Origin of the sequence: Enterobacter sp. BNK-18, assembly GCF_047456135.1 — a bacterium.
Taxonomy (GTDB): domain Bacteria; phylum Pseudomonadota; class Gammaproteobacteria; order Enterobacterales; family Enterobacteriaceae; genus Enterobacter; species Enterobacter ludwigii.
In genome coordinates, this window is record NZ_CP179899.1 from 215,281 (window position 1) to 239,339 (window position 24,059).

22 protein-coding genes are annotated in these 24,059 nt (G+C 56.7%); 8 read left to right on the forward strand and 14 right to left on the reverse strand.

The features are described 5' to 3' along the window. Window positions 1–58: 58 nt before the first annotated feature. The gene (locus ACMGG3_RS01035) at window positions 59–1,363 is read left to right on the forward strand and encodes an inosine/guanosine kinase (RefSeq protein WP_020885178.1); all 1,305 of its coding nucleotides are present in this window, start codon (window positions 59–61) and stop codon (window positions 1,361–1,363) included. Window positions 1,364–1,452: 89 nt separating this feature from the next. Here the strand turns inward: ACMGG3_RS01035 and ybaL are convergent, their stop codons facing one another. Then, window positions 1,453–3,129 carry a YbaL family putative K(+) efflux transporter gene (ybaL, locus tag ACMGG3_RS01040; protein ID WP_014168917.1) on the reverse strand — a complete coding sequence of 559 codons (1,677 nt, stop codon included), beginning with the start codon at window positions 3,127–3,129 and terminating at the stop codon, window positions 1,453–1,455. 229 nt (window positions 3,130–3,358) lie between these two features. Further along, the gene (locus ACMGG3_RS01045; RefSeq protein WP_032677549.1) at window positions 3,359–4,567 is read right to left on the reverse strand and encodes an MFS transporter; all 1,209 of its coding nucleotides are present in this window, start codon (window positions 4,565–4,567) and stop codon (window positions 3,359–3,361) included. A gap of 169 nt (window positions 4,568–4,736) precedes the next feature. Here ACMGG3_RS01045 and ushA point away from each other — a divergent pair, with 169 nt between their 5' ends. Then, a complete protein-coding gene (gene ushA, locus ACMGG3_RS01050; RefSeq protein WP_014168919.1) occupies window positions 4,737–6,389 on the forward strand; it encodes a bifunctional UDP-sugar hydrolase/5'-nucleotidase UshA in 1,653 nt (550 codons plus the stop codon). A gap of 89 nt (window positions 6,390–6,478) precedes the next feature. Here ushA and ybaK read toward each other — a convergent pair whose 3' ends face one another. From ybaK to copA, 3 genes are all read right to left on the reverse strand, one after another. Next, window positions 6,479–6,958, reverse strand: a complete 480-nt coding sequence (gene ybaK, locus ACMGG3_RS01055; RefSeq protein WP_020885175.1) for a Cys-tRNA(Pro)/Cys-tRNA(Cys) deacylase YbaK — start codon at window positions 6,956–6,958, stop codon at window positions 6,479–6,481. Window positions 6,959–7,157: 199 nt separating this feature from the next. Next, window positions 7,158–7,952 (reverse strand): TraB/GumN family protein, encoded by a 795-nt coding sequence (locus tag ACMGG3_RS01060; protein ID WP_025204835.1) that lies wholly within the window; start codon window positions 7,950–7,952, stop codon window positions 7,158–7,160. Between the two features lie 50 nt (window positions 7,953–8,002). Beyond that, on the reverse strand, window positions 8,003–10,501 hold the full coding sequence (gene copA / locus ACMGG3_RS01065; protein ID WP_185791467.1) for a copper-exporting P-type ATPase CopA: 2,499 nt from the start codon (window positions 10,499–10,501) through the stop codon (window positions 8,003–8,005). 108 nt (window positions 10,502–10,609) lie between these two features. On the opposite strand from copA, the gene cueR reads away from it, so the two are divergent. Further along, on the forward strand, window positions 10,610–11,020 hold the full coding sequence (gene cueR, locus ACMGG3_RS01070; RefSeq protein ID WP_014168923.1) for a Cu(I)-responsive transcriptional regulator: 411 nt from the start codon (window positions 10,610–10,612) through the stop codon (window positions 11,018–11,020). Here cueR and ACMGG3_RS01075 read toward each other — a convergent pair. After that, window positions 11,011–11,469 carry an NfeD family protein gene (locus tag ACMGG3_RS01075; RefSeq protein ID WP_414149505.1) on the reverse strand — a complete coding sequence of 153 codons (459 nt, stop codon included), beginning with the start codon at window positions 11,467–11,469 and terminating at the stop codon, window positions 11,011–11,013. The two genes, cueR and ACMGG3_RS01075, sit on opposite strands and share 10 nt — an antisense overlap. Beyond that, on the reverse strand, window positions 11,466–12,380 hold the full coding sequence (locus ACMGG3_RS01080) for an SPFH domain-containing protein (RefSeq protein WP_014168925.1): 915 nt from the start codon (window positions 12,378–12,380) through the stop codon (window positions 11,466–11,468). The genes ACMGG3_RS01075 and ACMGG3_RS01080 overlap by 4 nt, the downstream gene beginning before the upstream one ends. A 217-nt stretch (window positions 12,381–12,597) precedes the next feature. Between ACMGG3_RS01080 and fetA the strand changes: the two genes are divergently transcribed. Further along, complete coding sequence (gene fetA / locus ACMGG3_RS01085) at window positions 12,598–13,269, forward strand: iron efflux ABC transporter ATP-binding subunit FetA (protein WP_041162451.1); 672 nt, start codon at window positions 12,598–12,600, stop codon at window positions 13,267–13,269. Next, complete coding sequence (fetB, locus tag ACMGG3_RS01090; protein ID WP_025204831.1) at window positions 13,262–14,044, forward strand: iron efflux ABC transporter permease subunit FetB; 783 nt, start codon at window positions 13,262–13,264, stop codon at window positions 14,042–14,044. Before fetA ends, fetB begins: the two co-directional genes overlap by 8 nt. 49 nt (window positions 14,045–14,093) lie before the next feature. Here the strand turns inward: fetB and ACMGG3_RS01095 are convergent, their stop codons facing one another. The 3 genes from ACMGG3_RS01095 to tesA are packed head-to-tail and all read right to left on the reverse strand — an operon-like array spanning window position 14,094 to window position 16,429. Beyond that, complete coding sequence (locus tag ACMGG3_RS01095; protein WP_025204830.1) at window positions 14,094–14,948, reverse strand: co-chaperone YbbN; 855 nt, start codon at window positions 14,946–14,948, stop codon at window positions 14,094–14,096. 58 nt (window positions 14,949–15,006) lie between these two features. Continuing rightward, complete coding sequence (locus tag ACMGG3_RS01100; protein ID WP_131828547.1) at window positions 15,007–15,816, reverse strand: SDR family oxidoreductase; 810 nt, start codon at window positions 15,814–15,816, stop codon at window positions 15,007–15,009. Continuing rightward, a complete protein-coding gene (tesA, locus tag ACMGG3_RS01105) occupies window positions 15,806–16,429 on the reverse strand; it encodes a multifunctional acyl-CoA thioesterase I/protease I/lysophospholipase L1 (RefSeq protein ID WP_025206538.1) in 624 nt (207 codons plus the stop codon). Before tesA ends, ACMGG3_RS01100 begins: the two co-directional genes overlap by 11 nt. On the opposite strand from tesA, the gene ybbA reads away from it, so the two are divergent. The 3 genes from ybbA to ACMGG3_RS01120 all read left to right on the forward strand — a co-directional run bounded on the left by ybbA (window position 16,400) and on the right by ACMGG3_RS01120 (window position 20,825). Continuing rightward, window positions 16,400–17,086, forward strand: coding sequence for a putative ABC transporter ATP-binding protein YbbA (gene ybbA, locus ACMGG3_RS01110; protein ID WP_014168931.1), 687 nt, complete (start codon window positions 16,400–16,402; stop codon window positions 17,084–17,086). The two genes, tesA and ybbA, sit on opposite strands and share 30 nt — an antisense overlap. Beyond that, a complete protein-coding gene (gene ybbP, locus ACMGG3_RS01115) occupies window positions 17,083–19,497 on the forward strand; it encodes a putative ABC transporter permease subunit YbbP (protein ID WP_414149506.1) in 2,415 nt (804 codons plus the stop codon). Before ybbA ends, ybbP begins: the two co-directional genes overlap by 4 nt. A 182-nt stretch (window positions 19,498–19,679) precedes the next feature. Further along, the gene (locus ACMGG3_RS01120; protein ID WP_014168933.1) at window positions 19,680–20,825 is read left to right on the forward strand and encodes a porin; all 1,146 of its coding nucleotides are present in this window, start codon (window positions 19,680–19,682) and stop codon (window positions 20,823–20,825) included. A gap of 71 nt (window positions 20,826–20,896) precedes the next feature. On the opposite strand, the gene mnmH is transcribed toward ACMGG3_RS01120, so the two are convergent. The 4 genes from mnmH to ACMGG3_RS01140 all read right to left on the reverse strand — a co-directional run bounded on the left by mnmH (window position 20,897) and on the right by ACMGG3_RS01140 (window position 24,047). Beyond that, window positions 20,897–21,967, reverse strand: coding sequence for a tRNA 2-selenouridine(34) synthase MnmH (mnmH, locus tag ACMGG3_RS01125; RefSeq protein WP_014168934.1), 1,071 nt, complete (start codon window positions 21,965–21,967; stop codon window positions 20,897–20,899). Window positions 21,968–22,051: 84 nt separating this feature from the next. Next, on the reverse strand, window positions 22,052–23,119 hold the full coding sequence (gene purK / locus ACMGG3_RS01130; RefSeq protein ID WP_414149507.1) for a 5-(carboxyamino)imidazole ribonucleotide synthase: 1,068 nt from the start codon (window positions 23,117–23,119) through the stop codon (window positions 22,052–22,054). After that, window positions 23,116–23,625 carry a 5-(carboxyamino)imidazole ribonucleotide mutase gene (purE, locus tag ACMGG3_RS01135; RefSeq protein ID WP_020885164.1) on the reverse strand — a complete coding sequence of 170 codons (510 nt, stop codon included), beginning with the start codon at window positions 23,623–23,625 and terminating at the stop codon, window positions 23,116–23,118. The genes purK and purE overlap by 4 nt, the downstream gene beginning before the upstream one ends. 212 nt (window positions 23,626–23,837) lie before the next feature. Next, complete coding sequence (locus tag ACMGG3_RS01140; protein ID WP_248048638.1) at window positions 23,838–24,047, reverse strand: YdgH/BhsA/McbA-like domain containing protein; 210 nt, start codon at window positions 24,045–24,047, stop codon at window positions 23,838–23,840. Window positions 24,048–24,059: the final 12 nt, after the last annotated feature.

Genomic DNA, 24,059 nt, shown 5'->3' on the forward strand with positions numbered 1-24,059 from the left:
CTATGGGCCGGGTTTGTGCTACCATTCCCGGCCCATAATCCTTGCACAGTTCAGACCCATGAAATTTCCCGGTAAACGCAAATCTAAACACTACTTTCCCGTTGATGCCCGCGATCCGCTCCTGCAGCAAATCCAGCCGGAAAATGAAACTAGCGCCGCATGGGTCGTCGGTATCGATCAGACGCTGGTGGACATTGAAGCTAAAGTGGATGATGCGTTTGTCGCTCGTTACGGTCTGAGCGCCGGTCACTCGCTGGTGATTGAGGACGATGTTGCCGAAGCCCTGTATCAGGAGCTGACGCGCGAAAACCTGATCACCCATCAGTTTGCTGGTGGCACTATCGGCAACACCATGCACAACTACTCGGTGCTTGCCGACGACCGCTCTGTGTTATTGGGCGTCATGTGCAGCAACATCGAAATTGGTGGCTACGCCTACCGTTACCTGTGCAATACCTCCAGCCGCACCGATCTGAACTACCTTCAGGGCGTTGACGGGCCGATTGGCCGCTGCTTCACGCTGATCAGCGATTCTGGCGAACGTACCTTTGCCATCAGCCCCGGCCACATGAATAAGCTGCGTGCAGAGAGCATTCCGGAAGCGGTGATTGCGGGCGCGTCTGCACTGGTGCTGACGTCGTATCTGGTGCGCTGTAAACCCGGCGAGCCGATGCCGGAAGCCACTATGAAAGCGATTGAGTACGCGAAGAAATACAATGTGCCGGTCGTTCTGACGCTGGGTACCAAATTCGTGATAGCCGACAACCCCGAGTGGTGGCAGGCCTTCCTGAAGGAACACGTCTCGATTCTGGCGATGAACGAAGAAGAGGCTGAAGCGTTGACCGGCGAGAGCGATCCGCTGCTGGCCTCCGATAAAGCGCTCGACTGGGTCGATCTGGTGCTCTGCACTGCCGGACCGGTAGGGCTGTATATGGCAGGCTTCACGGAAGAAGAGAGCAAACGCAAAACGCAGCATCCACTGCTGCCAGGCGCCATTGCCGAGTTTAACCAGTACGAGTTCAGCCGCGCGATTCGCCATAAAGATTGCGAAAACCCGCTGCGTATTTACTCCCACATCGCGCCGTATATGGGCGGGCCAGAAAAGATCATGAACACCAATGGCGCGGGAGATGGCGCACTGGCGGCGCTGCTGCATGACATCACTGCGAATGCCTACCATAAAACCAACGTCCCGAATTCCAGCAAGCACAAATTCAACTGGCTGACCTATTCGTCGCTGGCGCAGGTGTGTAAGTACGCGAACCGCGTGAGTTATCAGGTGCTGAACCAGCACTCGCCGCGCTTAACCCGCGGTCTGCCGGAAAGGGAAGATAGCCTCGAAGAAGCCTACTGGGACCGATAAAGGCAAAACGGCAACCTTGCGGTTGCCGTATTCGTGTTTGTACCCTCTCCCCGTGGGAGAGGGTCAGTCAGGGGCTGCAGGAGGCACACTTACCCTGTCACCACCTCGTCAACCGGCGGTTTCGTTAACAGCGTCAGCATCGCTTTTGCAATTTCGCGTTCACCCATCACCACCTGATCCGCACCCCGTTCGGTAATGTACTCCACTTCATCGTCATAATGGGCACGGGCAATGATCTCAATATTCGGGCATTTTTCACGTGCGGACGCCACAATTTCACCCGCTTCATAGCCGTTTGGAATGGTCAGCAGCAGCCAGCGCGCGCAGTCCAGATGCGCGAGATTCATGATCTCTTCGTTTGCCGCATTGCCCAACACCGCACGAACGCCGCGCTCGCGCAGCTCGTCGACGCGGGTACGTGATGTTTCAATCACCACCAGCGGGATCCCCTGCGCCATCAGCTTCTCACCGAGCAGGCTTCCTACGCGGCCAAAGCCGACCAGCAGGGCATGATTGCAAATATCCACCGGGATCTGCTTCTCTTCTTCGATAGCTTCTTCCAGCGTCTGCTCTTCCAGCGTTTCGGTTTTATCGAGGTATTTTTCCAGCAATGCAAACAGGACCGGGTTCAGCATGATGGAGAGGATCGCTCCGGCGAGGACCAGGTTTTGCCCGGCCTGCGGCAGCAGATTCAGCGCCATACCCAGGCCCGCCAGAATAAAGGCGAACTCACCAATCTGCGCCAGGCTGGCGGCGATGGTCAGAGCGGTACGCGGCGAGTGGCCAAACATCCGTACCAGGAAGAAGGCGGCAACCGACTTACCAAAGATAATAATCGCCAGGGTGCCCATCACGGCCAGCGGCTGCTGAACCAGAACCATCGGATCAAACAGCATCCCGACGGAGACAAAGAACAGGACGGCGAAGGCGTCGCGCAGCGGCAGCGTATCGTGCGCCGCACGGTGGCTCAGCTCGGATTCGTTCAGCACCATCCCGGCGAAGAACGCGCCCAGTGCAAAGGAGACGTCGAACAGTTCTACGGCCCCAAAGGCAATCCCCAGCGCCAGGGCAAGGACAGACAGGGTAAACAACTCACGGGAGCCGGTGGCCGCGCTGCGGGACAGGATCCACGGCACCAGACGGCGGCCCACCAGCATCATAATGGTGATAAACGCCACCACTTTCCCGATGGTGATGCTCATGTCCAGCGCCAGCGTCGCAAAGCCGACGCTCTCTTTTTCCATCATACCGGCGACGGCAGGCAGCAACACCAGCGTCAGCACCATCACCAGGTCTTCCACAATCAGCCAGCCTATCGCGATTTGTCCGCGCTGGCTGTCGATAAGCTGCCTCTCCTCAAGCGCGCGCAGCAGTACGACAGTACTGGCGGTTGAAAGACACAGCCCAAAGACGATACCGGTCATCAGCGACCAGCCAAGCACTGTCGAAAGCGCCATTCCCAGCAGCGTCGCTACGGCTATCTGTGCGATCGCTCCCGGTATGGCGATCGACTTTACCGCCATCAGATCCTTGAGTGAGAAATGCAGACCCACGCCAAACATCAGCAGAATCACGCCTAATTCCGCCAGTTCAGGCGCCAGTTTGGTATCCGCCACGAAACCTGGCGTAAAAGGACCCGCCAGCACACCCGCTAACAAATAGCCCACCAGAGGCGAAATACGCAGTTTATTGGCAATCATGCCGAGGATAAAAGCGAGCACAAGTCCACCAACAATGGTGGTGATAAGCGGTGTGGCGTGATGCATTCCGTCTCCTTTCGTTGTGGGTGTTCCATTTGGTTAAAAAACCAAAAACCGAGTAATAGTTTATGACAATTTTTGCCGTTATGTTTATGAATAATTGTTGAAGTTTGAATAAAACAGCAATATGCGTGTAAAAAAGCGCATTTTGATAAATTAGGCGGGGGGATGCAGAAGAAACCCTTATGGCATCAGGGGGTCAGGTCGCCAAAGTAAAACTTTAGCGACCGTTATATTACGCTTTATGGCGGTTATCAGGCAGGAATATGGTCAACATCCCCAGAAGCGGCAGGAAAGCACAGATTTTATAGACCAGGAAGATGCTGGTGTGGTCGGCAATCATGCCCAGCACTGCTGCACCAAGGCCGCCCATGCCGAAAGCAAAACCGAAAAAGAGCCCGGAAACCATACCGATACGGCCTGGCAGCAGCTCCTGCGCGTAAACAAGGATGGCGGAAAACGCCGAGGCGAGGATAAACCCAATAATCACGGTCAAAATCCCCGTCCACTCCAGGCTTGCATACGGCAAAATAAGGGTAAACGGGGCCACGCCGAGGATAGAGCCCCAAATGACGTATTTGCGCCCGATTTTATCGCCCACAGGCCCGCCGATAACCGTCCCTGCAGCCACCGCAAACAGGAAGGCAAACAGGTGAAGCTGGGCGTTTTGGACCGATAATCCGAATTTTTGCATCAGGTAAAAGGTGTAATAGCTGCTGATGCTCGCCATATAGAAGTATTTCGAGAAAATCAGCACCAGAAGCACGGAGACGGCCAGAATGACCTTATCGCGAGGAAGGGGATTGATAACCTTCGCTTTAGGTTTACCTTTGTTCACGCGATGCTGCGCGGCATACCAGCGGCTGATCTGAATCAGCACAATAATCGCCAGCAAGGCTGCCAGCACAAACCACGCCACGTTACCCTTGCCGTACGGAGCGATGATCACCGCTGCCAGCAGTGGGCCGAGGGAGCTGCCAAAGTTACCGCCCACCTGAAACAGCGATTGCGCCAGCCCGTGACGGCCCCCGGAGGCCATGCGCGCCACGCGTGAGGACTCCGGGTGAAAGACCGACGACCCCGTGCCCACCAGCGCGGCGGCAATCAGCACTGCTTCAAAGCTGCCTGCCATTGCCAGCAGCACCAGCCCGCTCAAGGTAAAACACATGCCAATCGGTAGCGACCACGGCATGGGATATTTATCCGTCCAGTAGCCCACGACCGGTTGCAGAAGTGAGGAGGCCAGCTGGAAGGTCAGGGTGATCATCCCGATCTGCACGAACGTTAACGAAAACTCGGACTGCAGCAGCGGGTAGATCGCGAGAATCAACGACTGGATCATGTCGTTGAGCAGATGTGAAAGACTGATTGCGCCTAACACTTTAAACGAGGTGCGCGACGCCGGAGCGCCAGACACGGGCTGGGTTGATTCACTGATTGCCATAGAGATGAATACCACGTCTTTTGTTATTAGAAATGCAGGGTGTAATTATTATCCAACTAACATACCCGGCAGTGACATTTGAATAAAGTCGCAATTCTGAAAACTTATTTGTCTATTCTTATTAGTCACTGTAATTTTTGCCTTTGTCTATTGGTCAGGGAGAGAGAAGATGAAGTTAATGAAGCGGAGCGTCGCGCTGGCGCTGATCGCCGCCTGGGGTCTGGTTAGCCTGCCCGTGCAGGCCTATGAAAAAGATAAAACCTATAAAATCACCATTCTGCATACCAACGATCACCACGGCCATTTCTGGCGCAGTGAATACGGCGAATACGGTCTGTCGGCACAAAAAACGCTGGTGGATGGCATTCGTAAAGAGGTGGCAGCCCAGGGAGGCAGCGTACTGCTGCTGTCGGGGGGCGATATCAATACCGGTGTGCCGGAATCTGATTTACAGGATGCGGAGCCTGATTTCCGCGGCATGAATCTTATTGGCTACGATGCGATGGCCGTCGGTAACCATGAATTCGATAACCCGCTGACGGTGCTGCGTCAGCAGGAAAAATGGGCCAAATTTCCGTTCCTCTCTGCCAACATCTACCAGAAAAGCACCGGCGAGCGACTGTTCAAACCCTGGGCGCTGTTTAAGCGTCAGGATCTGAAAATTGCGGTCATCGGGTTAACCACTGACGATACGGCGAAAATCGGCAACCCTGAGTTCTTTACCGATATCGAATTCCGTAAACCGGCAGACGAAGCGAAGCTGGTCATTCAGGAATTGCAGCAGAACGAAAAGCCGGATGTCATTATTGCCACCACCCATATGGGCCACTACGACAACGGTGAGCACGGCTCGAATGCGCCGGGTGACGTGGAGATGGCTCGCAGCCTGCCTGCAGGCTCGCTGGCGATGATTGTGGGCGGTCATTCACAAGACCCGGTCTGCATGGCGTCAGAGAATAAAAAGCAGGTCGACTACGTGCCAGGCACGCCGTGTGCTCCGGACCGTCAGAACGGTATCTGGATTGTGCAGGCGCATGAATGGGGTAAATACGTGGGGCGTGCGGACTTTGAGTTCCGTAACGGCGAGATGAAGCTGGTGCACTATCAGCTCATTCCGGTCAACCTGAAGAAGAAAGTGACTTACCCTGACGGGAAAAGTGAGCGCGTACTCTACACCCCGGAAATTGCCGAGAACGCACAGATGCTCTCCCTGCTGACGCCCTTCCAGAATAAAGGCAAGGCGCAGCTGGACGTGAAGATTGGTACGCTGAATGGTCGTCTGGAAGGGGACCGCAGCAAAGTTCGCTTTGTGCAGACCAATATGGGGCATCTGGTGCTGGCGGCACAAATGGCGCGCACAAATGCCGATTTTGGCGTGATGAGCGGCGGCGGCATCCGTGACTCCATCGAAGGCGGAAACATCACCTATAAAGATGTGCTGAAGGTTCAGCCGTTCGGTAACATCGTGGTGTATGTCGACATGAGCGGTAAAGAGGTGATTGACTATCTCACCGCCGTGGCGCAGATGAAGCCGGATTCCGGCGCTTATCCGCAGTTTGCCAACGTCAGCTTTGTGGCGAAGGACGGCAAGCTCAACGACCTCAAAATCAAAGGCGAGCCGGTCGATCCTGCTAAAACCTACCGCATGGCAACATTAAGCTTTAACGCCACCGGTGGTGACGGTTATCCGCATATCGACAATAAACCGGGCTATGTGAATACCGGGTTTATCGATGCGGAAGTGCTGAAGCAGTTTATCGAGCAGAATTCACCGATCGACGTGAATACCTACGAGCCGAAAGGCGAGGTGAGCTGGCAGTAGTGCGGTTTTGTGCCGGGGGGCGGCTACGCCTGACCCGGCCTGTATGAGAATCGTCGGCCCGGTAAGCACAGTGCCTCCGGGCCAATTCCTCAATCCCGTCGCGCAATATCCGCAAATGTCGCGTCCAGTATTTTCGCCAGATCGCCTGCGGACAGTTCAATATCCAGCCCGCGTTTGCCGCCGGAAATATAAATAGTGTCGAAGGTCTGCGAAGGGGCATCAATCAGCGTCGGCAGGCGTTTTTTCTGCCCGAGCGGGCTGATACCGCCAACAAGGTAGCCGGTAGTGCGTTGCGCAACCATCGGATCGGCCATATCCACCTTCTTTGCCCCCAGCGCTTTGGCCACTTTCTTGAGATCCAGCTGCCCGGCAACAGGCGTTACCGCGACGGCGAGGTGTTTCATATCACCGTTCACCGCCACCAGCAGCGTCTTATAAACCCGATCGGCGTTCAGCCCCAGTTTGCGCACCACTTCATCACCAAAATTCGTTTCGCTGGGATCGTGATCGTAGGTGTGGATCCGAAAGGGAATGTTGTTTTTTTCGAGTAATTTAACGGCGGGAGTCATAGCTATCCTTCTTACGACAGACAATTCATGCTGACAGCATACGCCTGACGTTTGTCTAAAAAATAGCACCATCTTGCGCAATAGTATTGGCAGTGATGGTCACTTTGAGCGACAATCGGCTCAACCGAAGGTCTCCTTCGGCATAATAAAAACGATGAAATTCCTCTTTGACGGGCCAATAGAAATATTGGCCATTTTTTTATTTCAGCAGTGACGGCAAATTCCCTTCTCCGTACAAATGTAACGCCCCGACAGCGACCACGTAACGCCCAGCAGGCAACGCATGTAACGTCTGCTGCCAGGCTTTGTTGCGCTCGTTCATCAGCACATCATACAACGATTCACTGAACGTCGACGGCAGCGCCAGTTTACCGTCCGTGGGCGGCGCATTCAGCCACCAGCCGATCATCGTTTGCAACAGACGCGCGTTGGTGTGCCAGTGGGTCAGGGTATCATCCAGCAGCATCAGCCCATCATCAGGAAGCTGGCGCAGCAGGGCTATCTGGCTGTCCGTGCCTTCGAGCTCAATGACTGACAAATGGCGTGCTCTCGCGGCATTCAACAGCTGGTAATCAATACCGTAATCCCCGCGTAGCCCCAGACGCTGCGCCTGGGTCGCCTGCAGGACCATCGCGATTTGCCACAGCGGCAGTGTGTCCAGCATGGAGAGCGACACGCCCGTCTCATCTGCTACGCGCGTCAGTTCAGCGAACTGCGTGTCGTTCAGACGTTCAGCCAGGGGGAGATCGCTTTCGAGGCCGGCAAACGGCGACGTCTGGCCCGAAATATCCGCTTCAACGACCAGCGCATCGGCGCTCTTCAGCAGTTTCATCAGACCGGCTGGCAGCGGGGACATATCCTGCGTGCCCATATGGATGCTGCCCACCAGGTGAAGGTGCTGCCCGCCGGGAAGCGAGATATCCATGCCGGGCCAGGCATAACGGCGGGGGAAGAGGGCGCGAAACGATGTTTTTATACGATTAAACAGACTCATACGCGCTCCATAAACGGAAAGGTTCATGCTAGCGCGTAGGAGAAGAAGGTTCAATCTTTCGGTTTAAACCGCAACAACCGGTTTGCGTTGCTCACCACGGTAATGGACGAGAGCGCCATCGCCGCACCCGCGACAACCGGGTTCAGCAGCGTGCCGGTCAGCGGCCACAAAATACCGGCAGCAATCGGGATACCGAGCGAGTTGTAGACAAAGGCACCCAGCAGGTTCTGCTTCATGTTGCGCAAGGTGGCTTTTGAAATCGCCAGCGCGTCCGCAACGCCCATCAGGCTGTGACGCATCAGGGTGATGGCGGCCGTCTCAATGGCGACATCGCTACCGCCCCCCATCGCAATACCCACTTCCGCCTGTGCCAGCGCCGGCGCATCGTTAATCCCGTCACCGACCATCGCCACCTGGCGACCCTGGCTTTGCAGCGTCTTGATGGCATCTGCTTTGCCGTCAGGTAACACCCCGGCAATGACCTCGTCAATCCCAGCTTCCCGGGCGATGGCGTTCGCCGTCACAGGATTATCCCCGGTCAACATCACCAGGCGATAGCCCGCGCGATGCAGGCGTTGCAACGCCTGCACGCTGTCCTGGCGTAGCGGATCGCGAATTGCCAGCAGCGCCGCGGCCTTGCCATCAACGGCAAGCAGAACCGGGGTTGCGCCCTGAGAGGCCTGAGCTTTCAGGTCTTGTTCCAGGGCTGAGGTCTCAACGCCATGCTCCTTCAGCAGTGCCTGATTCCCCAGCAGCAGCGTGTGCCCTTCGGCGGTACCGGTGACGCCTAAACCGCGCAGGGTGCGGAAATTGCTCACCTGCGGCAGGCTGGCATTCCCGGCTTTCTCAATAATGGCGTGGGCCAGCGGGTGGCTGGAGCCTTGTTCAAGCGCCGCGGCGAGACGCAGCGCGTCATCCTGCGTGATGCCTGCCGTTATCACGGCCACTACCTGCGGTTTCCCTTCCGTCAGCGTGCCGGTTTTATCAAACACCAGCGTGTCCAGCGTGCTCGCCCGCTGCAACGCATCGGCATCCCGTACCAGCACACCAAATTCAGCGGCACGGCCTACGCCTGAGATGATCGACATTGGCGTGGCAAGACCGAGCGCGCAAGGACAGGCAATGATCAGCACCGTCGTGGCAATCACCAGGGTATAAACAATTTGCGGTGCCGGGCCGAAGACATACCAGATAGCCGCGCTCAGCAGCGCGATACCGACCACGACCGGCACAAAAATGGCGGAGATTTTATCGGCCAGCTGACCAATTTCCGGCTTACTGCTCTGTGCCTGACGCACCATACGAATAATGCGTGACAGCGTAGTATGGCTGCCGACCGCACTGGCGGTGAAAAGCACGCTACCGTCCTGCACCACCGTACCGGCATGAATGGCATCGCCCTGGGCTTTCTGTTGCGGGACGGGTTCGCCGGTCAGCATCGCTTCGTCAAACCAGGCTTCGCCCTGAGTGATTTCACCGTCGACGGGAACGCGGTCGCCGGTGGTCAGGCGCAGCGTCATGCCGGGTTGAACTTCAGCCAATGGGACATTTTTTTCACCTGAATCCGTCACGACGCGCGCGGTCGGTGGGGTTAAATCCAGCAGGCGTTCCAGCGCTTTGGAGGAGCGCTGACGGGCGCGCGCTTCAAGCATATGGCCGAGGTTAATCAGGCCGATAATCATCGCGCTCGCTTCATAATAGAGATGACGCGCTTCCATCGGGAACCACTGGGGCCAGACGTTGACGCTCATGGAGTACAGCCACGCCGCACCCGTGCCGAGTGCGACAAGGGTGTCCATCGTCGCGGTGCGATTTTTCAGGCTTTTCCAGGCGCTGGAGTAGAAGTGACCGCCTGCGAAAACCATCACGGCAAGCGTAATCAACCCAATGACCAGCCACAGCGTGCGGTTATCGTCGGTGACCATCATATTGTCACCGATCATACCCCACACCATGACCGGCACCCCGACCAGCAGCGCGACGATGGCCTGCCAGCGGAAGCGTTTCATGGTGGCGACGGCCGTTTCCTGCTGGCGTTCACGACGTTTGAGGTCATCTTCGATGGCCTCTGCGCCGTAGCCCGCTTTTTCAACGGCCTGCACTAAATCTGCGGCGGAGGCACTGCCCATCACCAGCGCAGTACGCTCCGCAAGATTGACCCGTGCCTGCGCGACACCCGGTACAGCCTGCAAGGCATTTTGTACCCGGGAGACGCAGCTGGCGCAGCTCATGCCGTTGATCAGCAGCTGTTGGCTGTCATCAATATCATCAGCTACCGGAAGCTCAGGAGTGGCCGCTGTCAGTGCTTCCGACGGGGATGATGACTCTGCCAGCGGTTTAGCCTTTGGGTGGCTCAGCTCCGCCCCATAACCAGCCTGTTTGATCGTATCAATCAGCGCATCCGCACTGGCGCTACCGGTGACGGCGGCGTGATCAAGGGTCACTTCAGCGCTGTCTACATCAGGGCGCTGTTCCAGACTTTCTTTAACGCGTTTGACACAGTGGCCGCAGGAGAGGCCGTCCAGTGTCAGGTCAATAGTGTGAGACATAACAAAACTCCCGTATAATGATCTGGTCAGATGTTGACCGGCATAACGCTTTTCGCTAACTGTTATGAAGGTTAAACCTTCCATCAAGGGGAAGGTCAAGGGGGAAATGTGAATATCAGTGATGTTGCGAAAAAAACCGGATTGACCAGCAAAGCGATCCGTTTTTATGAAGAGAAGGGGCTGGTGACACCGCCGCTGCGCAGTGAAAATGGCTACCGCAGTTATACGCAACTGCATCTGGATGAACTGACGCTGCTGCGCCAGGCGCGGCAGGTGGGATTTAACCTTGAAGAGTGCGGCGAGCTGGTCACCTTATTCAACGATCCGGCGCGCCATAGCGCAGATGTGAAAAAACGAACGCTGGAGAAAGTGGCTGAGATTGAACGCCACATTACCGAGTTACAGGCGATGCGTCAGCAGCTTCTGGCGCTGGCGGAATCCTGTCCGGGGGATGACAGCGCCGACTGCCCGATTATCGATAATCTGTCCGGCTGCTGTCATCGTAAGGCTCATGCCTGACAGGCTTTAACCCGCAGGGTTATCCCTTCCACCGCAATGACCTCAACCTGCGTGCCGGCGCTGAGGTCATCGTCGGCCACCACGGGCCATGAACTGTCGCCCACGCGCATATGTCCGCGCCCGTTAACCAGCGCCGTGTCGAGCGTAAAACGTTTGCCGACAATCTGCTGCCCGCGCTGATTGAGGTGGGCGTCGAGCGGTTTCTGCTCTGTCACCTGGCGGTTAAGCCAGCGCCACCACAGCCAGGCGGCCAACAGCGTCAGCATGGCAAATAACGCCCCCTGCCACGCCCAGTCCAGGGGCAGTAGCCAGACCACTAACCCGGTAATGACAGCGGCAACACCGCTCCAGAGCAGGTAACCGTTGCCGCCAAGCATCTCCGCGGCCAGCAATAAGCCACCGAGGCTTAGCCAGAATGCATGAGGATGTGCGACGATGAGCTCAATCATTTTTTGCGCTCGTTTCCGCTGTCTTTGATAAGTTCCGTGATCCCGGCGATGGAACCCATCAGGCTGCTGGCATCCAGCGGCATCATCACCACTTTGCTGTTGTTCGCGGAGCCAATCTCTTTCAGCGCGTCAGTGTATTTTTGCGCAACGAAGTAGTTCACCGCCTGGATATCACCTGCTGCAATTGCTTCAGAGACCATCTGGGTGGCGCGGGCTTCCGCTTCTGCAGAACGTTCACGGGCTTCCGCCTGTAAGAAGGCAGACTGGCGTTCACCTTCCGCTTTCAGGATCTGCGACTGTTTTTCCCCTTCGGCTTTCAGGATCTCTGCCTGACGTACCCCTTCAGCTTCCAGAATGTAGGCGCGTTTGGTCCGTTCCGCTTTCATCTGCGCGTTCATGGAGGCGATCAGCTCTGCCGGCGGGCGCACGTCACGGATCTCAATACGGGTAACTTTGATCCCCCACGGGTTGGTGGCCTCGTCGACAATGTGCAGCAGGCGGGTGTTAATGCTGTCGCGCTGAGAGAGCATCTCGTCCAGCTCCATTGAACCGAGCACGGTACGAATGTTGGTCATCGTCAGATTTACGATAGCCAGCTCCAGATTGCTGACTTCATAGGCCGCTTTTGGGGCATCAATAACCTGAATAAAACAGACCGCATCAATGGTGACGTTGGCGTTATCCTTGGAGATCACTTCCTGGGAAGGAATATCCAGCACCTGTTCCATCATATTGATTTTACGTCCAATCCTGTCCATGAAAGGGACAATCAGGCTTAAACCCGGCTGGAGCGTGTTGGTGTAGCGGCCAAAGCGTTCAACGGTCCACTGATACCCCTGTGGGACAATTTTGACGCCAGCGCCGACAATAACCAGCGCAACGAAAATAAGGACAGGTATAACGATAAGCATAAAAACCTCCTGTTTTGCATGCTGTGACGAAGGGAACTGCGTGTGTGTTATGAGTCAGTATATCGGCTATCGGGCTGAAATTCGCCCCTGTAAAGAAGGGGGCGCGACGAATACCGGTAAAACCTTTACTCCAGCCATCGACACACCCTATTCGCGCTGCGTTCGTGAAAGGATTATTCTACGCATGGTTGCAATAAAGGTGGTTACAGGATGCATGATGAACAATAAAAATACGCTCTTGCAGGTCAGGGATGTCGGTTTTCGTGTGGCAAATACCACGATCCTTCAGCATGTCGATTTTTGTCTTTCCCCGGGTGAGTTCAAACTGATAACAGGGCCGTCAGGCTGTGGTAAAAGCACGTTATTAAAGATTGTCGCTTCACTGCTCAGCCCCACTGAGGGCGCTATTCTGTTTGAAGGGCAGGATATCGCGACGCTGTCGCCAGAAAGCTATCGCCAGCAGGTCTCTTACTGCGTGCAAACCCCTTCGCTGTTTGGGGACACGGTTTATGACAACCTGGTCTTTCCGTGGCAAATCCGTCATAAAACGCCGGAGCCAGAAAAATTTATCACCGATCTGGCCCGCTTTGGCCTGTCGAAAGAGACGCTGACTAAATCCATCAATGAATTATCGGGCGGCGAAAAGCAGCGCGTTTCGCTGATTCGCAATCTGCAGTTTTTGCCGAAGATATTGTTACTGGACGAGATCACCAGCGCGCTGGATGAGGTGAACAAACGCAACGTTAACGAGATTATTCATCGTTACGCAAGCGAGCAGAATATTGCCGTGCTGTGGGTTACGCACGATTCAAACGAAATTACCCATGCGGATGATGTCATTACGCTTGAGCCGCAGGGCGGGAAAATGCAGGAGGCAAACCGTGGGTGAGCATAATATTACGAATACGTCGCTGGCGTTTTCGATGGTGCTGGTACTGATCGCTATTGTGGTGAGCTACCGGGAAAAGCTGGGCCTGGAGAAAGATATTGTCTGGAGTATCTGCCGCGCGGTTATCCAGCTCATTATTGTCGGCTATGTGCTGAAGTATATTTTTAACGTCAACCACGCGGTGCTGACGCTCCTGATGGTGCTGTTTATCTGCTTTAACGCGGCGTGGAACGCGCAGAAACGCAGTAAGTATATCGATAAGGCGTTTGTCTCATCGTTTATCGCCATTACAACCGGGACGGCGCTGACGCTGGCGGTGCTGGTGGTGTCCGGCTCAATCGAGTTTACGCCGATGCAGGTTATCCCTATTTCCGGGATGATTGCGGGGAACGCTATGGTGGCTGTAGGACTGTGTTACAACAACCTCGGCCAGCGATTTAGCAGTGAACAACAGAAGCTGCAGGAGAAATTAAGTCTGGGGGCGACACCGAAAATGGCCTCGGCGGTACTGATCCGCGACAGCATCCGCTCGTCGCTGATCCCAACGGTGGATTCCGCAAAAACGGTTGGGCTGGTTAGCCTGCCGGGAATGATGTCGGGGCTGATTTTTGCCGGTATCGATCCGGTCAAAGCCATTAAATATCAGATCATGGTGACCTTTATGCTGCTCTCTACGGCCAGCCTGTCGACCATCATTGCCTGCTATTTAACCTATCGGAAGTTCTACAACGCGCGCCATCAGCTGGTGGTGACGCAGTTGAAAAAGGCGGGGTGACCGCCTCTTTTGCAGGCCCGGTGAGCGCTAGCGGCACCGGGCCTGTTCATCAGTAGAGCAGGGCGTACAGCTGACGGCGGTACGTTGACGCCAGCGCATCGCCGGTGCCCAGCGCGGCCAGGATCTCCTGGAACATTTTCCGCGCCTGACCGTCGGCGGCACCCAGATCGTTTTGCAGATGGCTGAACAGCAGTGCCAGCGCTTCTTCGTTACGTCCCACCTGATGCAGCTGCAGCGCCAGCTGGCTTGCCAGCGCGGCATCGGTCGGGTTATCGGCAACCTGCTGTTGAAGCTGCTGGATCTCCGGCGTATCCGCCGCCTGTTTCAGCAGATCAATCTGCGCGACCAGACCCTGATAACGGGTATCCTGATCCTGCAGTGGAATGGTCTTCAGCACAGCTTCTGCATCGTCGGAACGGTGCAGGGCAATCTGCGTTTCCGCAAGGAGCAGGCCAATCTGGCTGTCCTGTTTCGACAGCTGCCACGCCTCTTTGAGCAGCGGCAGCGCTTCGTCGTATTTGCCTTCCTGCATCAGTCCCATGGCTTCCTGCGCCTTCAGCTCTTCCTCGCGTGGCAGGACTTTATCCAGCAGGGCGCGGATCGCTTCTTCAGGCTGTGGCCCCTGGAAGCCATCAACAGGTTGACCATTCTGGAACAGATAGACGGTAGGAATCGCGCGCAGGCCAAACTGAGACGCCACCATAGGCTCTGCGTCACAATCCAGTTTGGCGAGAATGAACTGGCCATTGTATTGCGCGGCAAGGCTTTCGAGTACCGGCGTCAGCTGCAGACAGTGTTGACTACGCTCAGACCAGAAGTAGAACAGCACCGGTTTGGTCATGGACTGTTCGAGGGTCTGTTGCAGGTTTGCTTCAGTAATATTGACGATATTCTGTACGGACATGCGGCCTTCTCTTTTATCGGTTTGTTATTTACATGGGGGTTAGCGACGACGCTTCAACTCAACCGTGTAAAATTTTGTCCATCATCCGGCCCGGCAGCAGGCGTTTTAACCAGCCTACCGCATGGGTTACCAGCGTCACCGGATAGCGCATTTTTGGGTTTTCGCTCTCAAAAGCATGGCGCACTTTAGCGACGACTGCTTCCGGCCCGAGCGTAAAGCGTGCGGCGATACCGGGGTTTTCGACCGGTTTATCCGCCTGGGTCTGGTTAACGTTTTCCGTAAAGCGGGTGCGGATAGGGCCCGGCTCAATCAGGCTGACCTTAATGCCGCTGTGACGCAATTCCATGCGCAGGGCATCGGACCAGGCCTCCAGCGCATATTTGCTGGCGGCATAGGCCCCGCGGCCCGGGGTTGAAATCAGCCCCATCACAGAGGAGGTCATCACAATGCGTCCTTCACCGTGCGGCAGCATGGCGGGGAGCAGGCGCATGGTGAGCTGATGGACGCCAAAGAAATTGGTGGAAAACTGTTTTTCCAGCTGTTCGCGGGTGAGCGTGTCCAGGGGACCATACACGCCGTAGCCGGCATTGTTAAAAAGGCCGTACAGACGGTTGTCGGTCAGGGCCAGCACCTCATCGGCTGCGCGTTCCACGCTTTCCGGTGAGTCTAAATCCAGTAACACACCGGTAAAGCCCAGCCCGTTCATGCGTTCGACGTCGTCGAGTTTACGGCAGGCCGCCAGTACCCAATATCCCTGACGCTTCAATTCGAGTGCACTTTCAAGACCGATTCCGCTGGAACATCCTGTAATTAAGACCGATTTTTGCATAACTTTACCTGTCAGGATCTCCGCTGAATTAGGAGTCATGTTTAACTAAAGGGGCCAGCCGTGTTGCCATCCAGTCGGCAATAAACGGCTGCGCATCGCGATTGGGGTGGATCCCATCGTCTTGCATCCACTGGGGTTTGAGATAGACCTCTTCCATAAAAAATGGCAGCAGCGGAATATCAAACTCGTTGGCAAGCTTTGGGTAGATCGCGCTAAAGGCTTCATTATACCGACGTCCATAGTTGGCGGGCAGGCGAATTTGCATCAGCAGCGGTTGCGCGTTCGCGGCCTTAATATCCTTAAGGATCGTGCGCAGGGTCTGTTCCGTTTGCTGAGGCTGGAAACCACGCAAGCCATCATTACCGCCCAGCTCAACCAGCACCCATCGCGGTTGATGCTGTTTGAGCAAGGCTGGCAGGCGCGACAAGCCTTGCTGCGAGGTATCACCGCTGATGCTGCCATTAATAACCGTTGTCTTACTCTGCCATTTGTCATTGAGCAGAGCTGGCCAGGCCGCGTTGGCCGCCATGCGATAGCCTGCACTCAGGCTGTCACCGAGAACCAGTAACGTGTCCGCTGCCGCCGCGCGGAAGGTCATCAGGATTAAAAACAGGAAGGGCAAATGCCAGCGGAAAACATTGTTGAAGTTCATCGTCTTAAGAAGTCCGTCGGTCAGGGGGAACACGAGCTTTCCATCCTCACCGGAGTTGAACTCGTTGTCAAACGCGCCGAAACCATTGCGCTGATTGGCGAGTCCGGCTCCGGGAAGTCCACGCTGCTGGCCATTTTAGCCGGTCTGGACGACGGCAGCAGTGGAGAGGTCAACCTGGTCGGGCAACCGCTGCATCAGCTTGATGAAGAGGCGCGTGCCGCGCTCCGCGCACGTCATATCGGGTTTGTCTTTCAGTCCTTCATGCTGATCCCGACGCTCAATGCGCTGGAAAACGTTGAACTGCCGGCACTGCTGCGCGGCGGTAACAGCCGTGAAAGCCGCGCCCACGCGAAGGCATTGCTGGAGCAGCTTGGGCTTGGCAAACGCCTCGACCATCTTCCGGCACAGCTTTCCGGCGGGGAGCAACAGCGTGTGGCCCTGGCCCGGGCGTTTAACGGCCGCCCGGACGTGCTGTTTGCGGATGAGCCTACCGGAAACCTCGACCGAAAGACCGGGGATAAAATTGCCGACCTGCTGTTTTCGCTCAACCGCGAACACGGGACCACGCTGATTCTGGTGACCCACGATCCGCAACTGGCTGCCCGCTGCGACCGTCGCCTGCGGCTGGTTAACGGTGAACTGCAGGAGGAAGCATGATTGCCCGCTGGTTCTGGCGCGAATGGCGCTCGCCCACGCTGTTGATTGTCTGGATGGCGTTAAGCCTGGCGGTAGCCTGCGTGCTGGCGTTGGGCAGCGTCAGCGATCGCATGGAGAAAGGGTTAAGCCAGCAAAGCCGCGAGTTTATGGCCGGAGACAGGGCGCTGCAAAGCTCGCGTCCCGTCCCGCCGGGCTGGCTTGAGGAGGCGCGTAAGCGTGGGCTGAAGGTGGGGGAACAGCTGAGCTTTCAGACCATGACCTTTGCCGGCGATACGCCGCAGCTGGCGAGCGTCAAAGCCGTCGACGACCTTTACCCGCTGTACGGTGAACTGCAGACCAGCCCGCCTGGGTTAAAGCCGAAACCGGGCACGGTGCTGCTGGCGCCACGTTTAATGGCGCTGCTGAACCTGAAAACGGGTGACAGCATCGACGTGGGTGACGCCACGCTCCGTATCGCCGGGGAAGTGATTCAGGAACCTGACTCCGGCTTTAACCCGTTCCAGCTTGCCCCGCGCTTGCTGATGAATACCGCTGATGTGGCGAATACCCATGCCGTGCAGCCGGGAAGCCGCGTCACCTGGCGCTATAAGTTTGCGGGAACGCCCGCCCAGCTTGACACGTATGAAAAATGGCTGCTGCCGCAGTTAAAACCGGAGCACCGCTGGTACGGACTGGAGCAGGACGAAGGGGCGCTTGGTAAATCTCTCGAACGGTCTCAGCAGTTCCTGCTGCTTTCAGCGCTGTTAACCCTGCTGTTGGCCGTGGCGGCGGTGGCGGTGGCCATGGGGCACTACTGCCGCAGCCGATACGATCTGGTGGCGATCCTCAAGACCCTTGGCGCGGGCAGCGCCCAGCTGCGTAAGCTGATTGTCGGCCAGTGGCTGATGCTGCTGGTGTTGTCAGCACTCACCGGTGGGGCGATGGGGCTGCTGTTTGAAAAGCTGCTGATGGTCATGCTGAAACCGGTACTGCCTGCCGCACTTCCACCGGCCAGCCTCTGGCCGTGGCTGTGGGCGATTGGCGCGATGATGGTGATCTCGGTGCTGGTGGGGCTTCGCCCGTACCGGCTGTTGCTAGCGACGCAGCCGCTGCGCGTGCTGCGCCGTGACGTGGTGGCCAACGTCTGGCCGCTGAAGTTCTATCTTCCTGTCATTGTTGCGGTGTCGGTTGGGTTGTTGGCCTGGCTGATGGGCGGCAGCACGCTGCTGTGGGCCGTACTGGCCGGGGCGGTGGTGCTGGCGCTGCTGTGTGGTGTGGTCGGCTGGGTGCTCCTTAATGTGCTTAAAAAGCTGACGGTGAAGTCGCTTCCCGTGCGGCTGGCGGTGAACCGTCTGCTGCACCAGCCCTGGTCTACGCTGAGTCAGCTGTCTGCCTTTTCGCTGTCGTTTATGCTGCTGGCACTGCTGCTGGTGCTGCGCGGCGATCTGCTGGATCGCTGGCAACAGCAGCTTCCGCCGGAAAGCCCGAACTATTTCCTGATCAATATCGCCCCTGAGCAGGTGACACCGCTGAAGACGTTCCTGGCGGAACACCAGATTGTGCCGGAGTCGTTCTACCCCATCGTCCGTGCGCGTCTGACGCAGATCAACGGCCAGTCCACGGAGGGCAACAAGGATGAATCGCTTAACCGCGAACTGAACCTGACCTGGCAGGAGAAACGTCCAGATCACAACCCGATTACCGCCGGCAGCTGGCCGCCGAAAGCGGGTGAAGTGTCGATGGAAGAGGGGCTGGCGACGCGCCTGAACGTCAGGCTGGGCGACAGCGTGACCTTTACCGGCGATACCCAGGACTTTAGCGCTAAGGTCACCAGCCTGCGTAAGGTGGACTGGGAAAGCCTGCGGCCGAACTTCTTCTTTATTTTCCCCGCAGGCGCACTGGACGGGCAGCCGCAAAGCTGGCTCACCAGTTTCCGCTGGGAAAACGGCAACGGTATGCTGACCCGGCTGAACCGCGAATTTCCGACGGTCAGCCTGCTGGATATTGGCGCGATCCTTAAACAGGTCGGGCAGGTGCTGGAGCAGGTCAGCCGGGCACTGGAGGTTATGGTGGTGCTGGTGACGATCTCCGGCGTACTGTTGCTGCTGGCCCAGGTGCAGGTCGGGATGCGGCAGCGTCATCAGGAGCTGGTGGTCTATCGCACGCTCGGGGCGAGCAAGCGACTGCTGCGCACCACGCTGTGGAGCGAGTTCGCCCTGCTGGGGCTGGTCTCGGGTCTGGTGGCGGCGATGGGGGCTGAGACGGCGTTAGCCGTGCTGCAGACCCGGGTCTTCGATTTCCCGTGGGAGCCTGACTGGCGACTGTGGTTCACGCTGCCGGTCTGCGGTGCGGTGCTGCTGTCGCTGTGCGGCGGCTGGCTCGGCACGCGATTGCTAAAAGGCAAAGCGCTGTTCCGTCAGTTTGCCAGTTAGTTCAAATCCGTGATAATTACGCACCGGTTTATCTGCTGGTGCGTAATAATTTAGCAGCACAAATCGGTAATACCCATGCGTTTAGTAGCACAAAACATTAAAAACCCGCGCACACAGCAAGATTATTTCCAGTTAATATTCACCTGCTAAATATTTAGCAGCGTGTCTATAAAGGAAAAATAATGACTATAAAAAAATCAGCGCTGGCAGTAACAATTGGCGCAGCAGTGGCATTGACCTCCTTCGCATCTCAGGCGGAAATCACGGTTCTTAAACAAGACCCTCAGGCAGGTAACCCGCTGAGCCGTCTTAACTTTACCGTTGGCGGCAGTATTCGTCCTCAGTTCAACATGATGACGGGCGACGGCGATAAAGGCTCCTACAAACGTAATGGCTTCGACGGCGGCACCCGTTTCCGTTTCGCAGCAGATTACTATCTGTTTGATGACATCAGCTGGATCAGTTACTACGAGCTGGGTGTGAACATTCCGGCGCTGTTCAACTGGGATAACCACTACGCTGAAGGTGCTAACGACACCTCTCGCCGTATGCTGTACACCGGTCTGAAGAGCGACACCTGGGGTACGCTGACCTTCGGTCAACAGAACAGCGTTTACTATGATGTGGTTGGCGTGAAAACCGATATCTGGGACTACGACATGATTGGTCAGGCTCCAGGTAACGGGATCAACGGTGACTACGACGGCTCTTATCGTTCACGCAAAATGCTGAAATATAAGAAAACCGTAGGCGATGCGGATATCTATGCATCCTACCTGTTTGAAGACAGCGAATACCTGCCGGGCAATGGCCTGCGTTACAAACGTAAAGGCGGCGGTTCACTGGGTCTGGATTACCACCTGACCACCGATCTGACCTGGGGCGCAGCGTGGAACTACACCCGCGCGGACATGCGTAACCCGGACAACGGCGACAGCAAATCTTACGACCAGAATATCCTCGGTACCGCGCTGAGCTGGACGCCGGATAACTGGACCTTCTCGGCTGGCGGCGGCTGGTACCAGAACTTCCTGACCACCAAAAAAGTGTCTACTGACAACTACTTTGCCGGTGATGCATGGGGTATTGAATACTTCGCAGGGTACAAATTCCCAATCGATCAGTATGCGGTGAAATCCATCCAGCCTTACTTCATGGGTGACCGTATTGAGTACGTGAATGGTCGTAACTACCAGCGTATCGATAACGGCGTGGGTGTTAGCGTCCAGCTGGACTACGGTTTCCGTGTTGATTACGAACACGTGTTCACCTCCAGCACGGATAACCTGGGCGACATGAACCTGGTGCGTCTGCGTTACGACTTCTAAGTTCAGTCAGCAGGGAAGTCACCCCGATATGAAAACGGCAACCCTGGGTTGCCGTTTTTTTTGCGCGTGATTCAGCGATTGAGCCAGTCAGCCACGTCCTCAAACGTTCCGCGAAACACAATCTTCTCCGCTTTTTTTGCCAGCTGCCAGGTGTACATCGGGTCGTAATAGTCGTTCAGCAGCGGGGCAAGCCAGCGCAAATGCGCGTCGGTGCTGCCAGAACGTTGTTGCTCCTGCAGGGCGGAATCCAGCAGCGCCGTAAAGTCTGCAAAGCGTTGCAGCCCCAGACGGCGGCGAATGGCAAACAGGCCGTGGTGCAGGTATTCGCTGTACGCTTTCCAGCCCGCCTCTTCGCCAAAGGCAGCAGAAAAATCCGCCCACATATGGTCGAAATACTCTTCACGCAGGCGTTCAAGACGGACATCAAACGGGTCTTCTACCACCACAACAGGTGCCTGAACCATGCGGTCTCGCAGGCATTCCGGCAGGTGGTTGGAGCCAATCATCCGCCCTTCATCCTCCAGCACCCAGCGTGCGGCCTCTTTTTTCAACAGCACGACGGCGAGCTGGTTTTCGAAGCTCGCCTGCGAAAGCTGTGGTGTAAGCGTGCGGCCAAACGACGAGCCGCGATGGTGTGCCAGCCCTTCCAGATCCACGCCCTGCGCGTGCTGTTTCACCAGCAACGTTTTGCCGCTCCCGGTACAGCCGCCGATCAGCACCATCGGTTTTTGCACCTGCTCAGCGGTTACCTCAATCGCGGTCTGACGCAGCGCTTTATAGCCGCCTGCGATCAGCGGGTAATCCACGCCGCGCGCTTTCAACCAGGCCTGAGTGATATGCGAGCGTTGACCGCCACGCGCGCAGCAGAGGTAGCCGGTGGGGTGGGAGAGGCAGGCTTCGCGCCATGCGTTAATGCGCATCTCACGGGTACTGCCTGCGACCAGGCTATGGCCGAGAGCAAGCGCAGCGTCCGGCCCCTGGCGTTTATAGCAGGTACCGACGGCGGCGCGTTCATCATCGTTCATCAGAGGCAGGTTGATTGCCGCAGGCATCGCGCCCTGGGCGAATTCGATCGGCGCGCGAACGTCGATTAAAGGAGTATCGGATGCGAGGATCGCGCGATAGTCCGTTCCATCGTTCATGGTTTTTCCAGAAGAAAACTAAGCTGCAATGGGCGGGGATTGTACGCCGGGGAGGGGGAAGGTCAACTCCCCGGCAGAGGAGTATTACTTAAGCTTTGATTGCGCCCAGATAATTCCGCTCGCGTATTCCGGCGGCAGGAGAGGAATAATCGCTTCCAGCGTGGCGCTCAGACGATCGGTGTCGGTATCGTTCAGGTTCAGGTGACCGACCTTACGACCCGAACGCACCTCTTTGTCATACCAGTGCAGATGCACCAGCGGCAGCTTGAGCCAGTCGTAGTTCAGATCGGTACCGATCAGGTTGATCATCACCGACGGGCTGTTCACCACCGGCTGCGGCAGCGGCAGGTCAGTGATGGCGCGCAGGTGCAGCTCGAACTGGCTGATGGACGCCCCGTTTTGGGTCCAGTGACCGCTGTTGTGAACGCGCGGTGCCAGTTCGTTAATCAGCAGACCGGACGGCGTGACAAAACACTCCATCGCCATGACGCCCACGTAACCGAGTTCGTGCATGATGGCAGAGAGCATCTCTTCTGCCTGCGCCTGCTGTTCAGCACTGGCCTGCGGGAATGCAACGCTGGTACGCAGGATCCCGTCCTGATGCAGGTTATGCGTCAGCGGATAAAAAACGGTATGGCCGTCCTGCCCGCGAGCGCCCACCAGAGAGACTTCACCGCTGAAGTTAATGCCCTGCTCAACGATGCACTCCCCGTAGCAATCGTCCGGCAGCTCGTGAGTGTCATCGGCGCGCAGACGCCACTGTCCACGACCGTCGTACCCGCCGACGCGACGCTTCACAATTGCCAGCTCGCCCAGCATTGCAAAAACATCCTTCCACTCGCTTTTATCGGACAACAGCTGCCACGGCGCAGTCGGCAGCCCGAGCTTATCGAACAGCTGCTTTTGCGTCAGACGGTCAGCAATAATGGGAAAGACGTCGCGGTTAACGAAGGCATTATGACGCGCCAGCTCGCGGGTCAGGGCCGTTTGTGGCCAGCGTTCAATCTCCGCGGTGATCACACTCTGGTGAAACGGCACGGCTTCCGGTTCGTCATCCAGCCCGACGGGCCAGACGGCAATACCCAGCGGCTCACCGGCCTGACGCAGCATACGGCCTAACTGACCATTACCGAGGACGCATACCTGCTTCATGCCGCACCCCGCGGGTCCGGATTGTCCAGCACCTCGTCGGTCTGAGCTTTACGCCAGTCCGCCAGACGCTGATGTAACGCTTTATCGTGAGTCGCCAGGATCTGCGCGGCGAGCAGGGCAGCGTTGGCAGCGCCCGCTTTACCAATGGCCAGCGTGCCGACCGGAATGCCACGCGGCATCTGAACGATGGAATAGAGGCTATCGACACCACTTAACGCAGCGCTTTGCACCGGAACACCCAGAACCGGTACCAGCGTTTTGGCGGCAATCATGCCTGGCAGATGTGCTGCGCCGCCCGCACCGGCAATGATCACCTCATAACCCTTCTCTTCGGCGCTTTCGGCGAAGCTGAACAGTTTGTCCGGTGTACGGTGTGCGGAGACCACTTCAACGTGGTGCGGAACATTCAGGATTTCAAAGATTTCGGCGGTGAACTGCATGGTAGCCCAGTCGCTTTTGGACCCCATCACGATGGCGACACGCGCCGGATTATTGCGGGAAGACATGCGTCTTAAAACTCCTGTGGTGCGAAACACACTGCTTTCGAGGGCACAGAGAATAGCATGTAATAGGGGCAAGGAAAACGGTTGCGCGGTTAAAAACTGAGCCGTTGTGGCCCTCAGGAGATAACAAAACAGACCGCGTTCTGGCGGTCTGTTTTATCAGGCATCGATGTGCTTTGATGTGCTTTTGACGGGCGGCACGGTCAGCAGACGTCTTATTTAGTCAGTTCTGCCGTCATGTGAACGCGGTTGTTAAACTGAGCGCTGGTGATTTTGTAAGACGCGCCCTGTTCAGCAGCCTGAGCGGCAATTTTCGCTTCTGCGCGGTCAAGGGTAGAGGCAGTGGCGCTGACGCTCTGAGCAAAAGAACCGAAAGAGAACAGAGAGAGTGCGGCAACAGCAACGAAAGTTTTGATGGATTTCATGGTCGTATTCCT

What these genes read in the sequence shown, in the direction of transcription:
- ACMGG3_RS01100 (WP_131828547.1), bottom strand. Translation starts at nt 15,816, where the DNA reads ATGACTCCTAATTCAGCGGAGATCCTGACAGGTAAAGTTATGCAAAAA.
- ybaK (WP_020885175.1), bottom strand. Translation starts at nt 6,958, where the DNA reads ATGACTCCCGCCGTTAAATTACTCGAAAAAAACAACATTCCCTTTCGG.
- ACMGG3_RS01060 (WP_025204835.1), bottom strand. Translation starts at nt 7,952, where the DNA reads ATGAGTCTGTTTAATCGTATAAAAACATCGTTTCGCGCCCTCTTCCCC.
- tesA (WP_025206538.1), bottom strand. Translation starts at nt 16,429, where the DNA reads ATGAACTTCAACAATGTTTTCCGCTGGCATTTGCCCTTCCTGTTTTTA.
- ushA (WP_014168919.1), top strand. Translation starts at nt 4,737, where the DNA reads ATGAAGTTAATGAAGCGGAGCGTCGCGCTGGCGCTGATCGCCGCCTGG.
- ACMGG3_RS01080 (WP_014168925.1), bottom strand. Translation starts at nt 12,380, where the DNA reads ATGCTTATCGTTATACCTGTCCTTATTTTCGTTGCGCTGGTTATTGTC.
- fetA (WP_041162451.1), top strand. Translation starts at nt 12,598, where the DNA reads ATGAACAATAAAAATACGCTCTTGCAGGTCAGGGATGTCGGTTTTCGT.
- mnmH (WP_014168934.1), bottom strand. Translation starts at nt 21,967, where the DNA reads ATGAACGATGGAACGGACTATCGCGCGATCCTCGCATCCGATACTCCT.
- ACMGG3_RS01095 (WP_025204830.1), bottom strand. Translation starts at nt 14,948, where the DNA reads ATGTCCGTACAGAATATCGTCAATATTACTGAAGCAAACCTGCAACAG.
- purK (WP_414149507.1), bottom strand. Translation starts at nt 23,119, where the DNA reads ATGAAGCAGGTATGCGTCCTCGGTAATGGTCAGTTAGGCCGTATGCTG.
- ACMGG3_RS01075 (WP_414149505.1), bottom strand. Translation starts at nt 11,469, where the DNA reads ATGATTGAGCTCATCGTCGCACATCCTCATGCATTCTGGCTAAGCCTC.
- copA (WP_185791467.1), bottom strand. Translation starts at nt 10,501, where the DNA reads ATGTCTCACACTATTGACCTGACACTGGACGGCCTCTCCTGCGGCCAC.
- ACMGG3_RS01035 (WP_020885178.1), top strand. Translation starts at nt 59, where the DNA reads ATGAAATTTCCCGGTAAACGCAAATCTAAACACTACTTTCCCGTTGAT.
- ACMGG3_RS01120 (WP_014168933.1), top strand. Translation starts at nt 19,680, where the DNA reads ATGACTATAAAAAAATCAGCGCTGGCAGTAACAATTGGCGCAGCAGTG.
- purE (WP_020885164.1), bottom strand. Translation starts at nt 23,625, where the DNA reads ATGTCTTCCCGCAATAATCCGGCGCGTGTCGCCATCGTGATGGGGTCC.
- ybbP (WP_414149506.1), top strand. Translation starts at nt 17,083, where the DNA reads ATGATTGCCCGCTGGTTCTGGCGCGAATGGCGCTCGCCCACGCTGTTG.
- ybaL (WP_014168917.1), bottom strand. Translation starts at nt 3,129, where the DNA reads ATGCATCACGCCACACCGCTTATCACCACCATTGTTGGTGGACTTGTG.
- ybbA (WP_014168931.1), top strand. Translation starts at nt 16,400, where the DNA reads ATGCCAGCGGAAAACATTGTTGAAGTTCATCGTCTTAAGAAGTCCGTC.
- ACMGG3_RS01045 (WP_032677549.1), bottom strand. Translation starts at nt 4,567, where the DNA reads ATGGCAATCAGTGAATCAACCCAGCCCGTGTCTGGCGCTCCGGCGTCG.
- ACMGG3_RS01140 (WP_248048638.1), bottom strand. Translation starts at nt 24,047, where the DNA reads ATGAAATCCATCAAAACTTTCGTTGCTGTTGCCGCACTCTCTCTGTTC.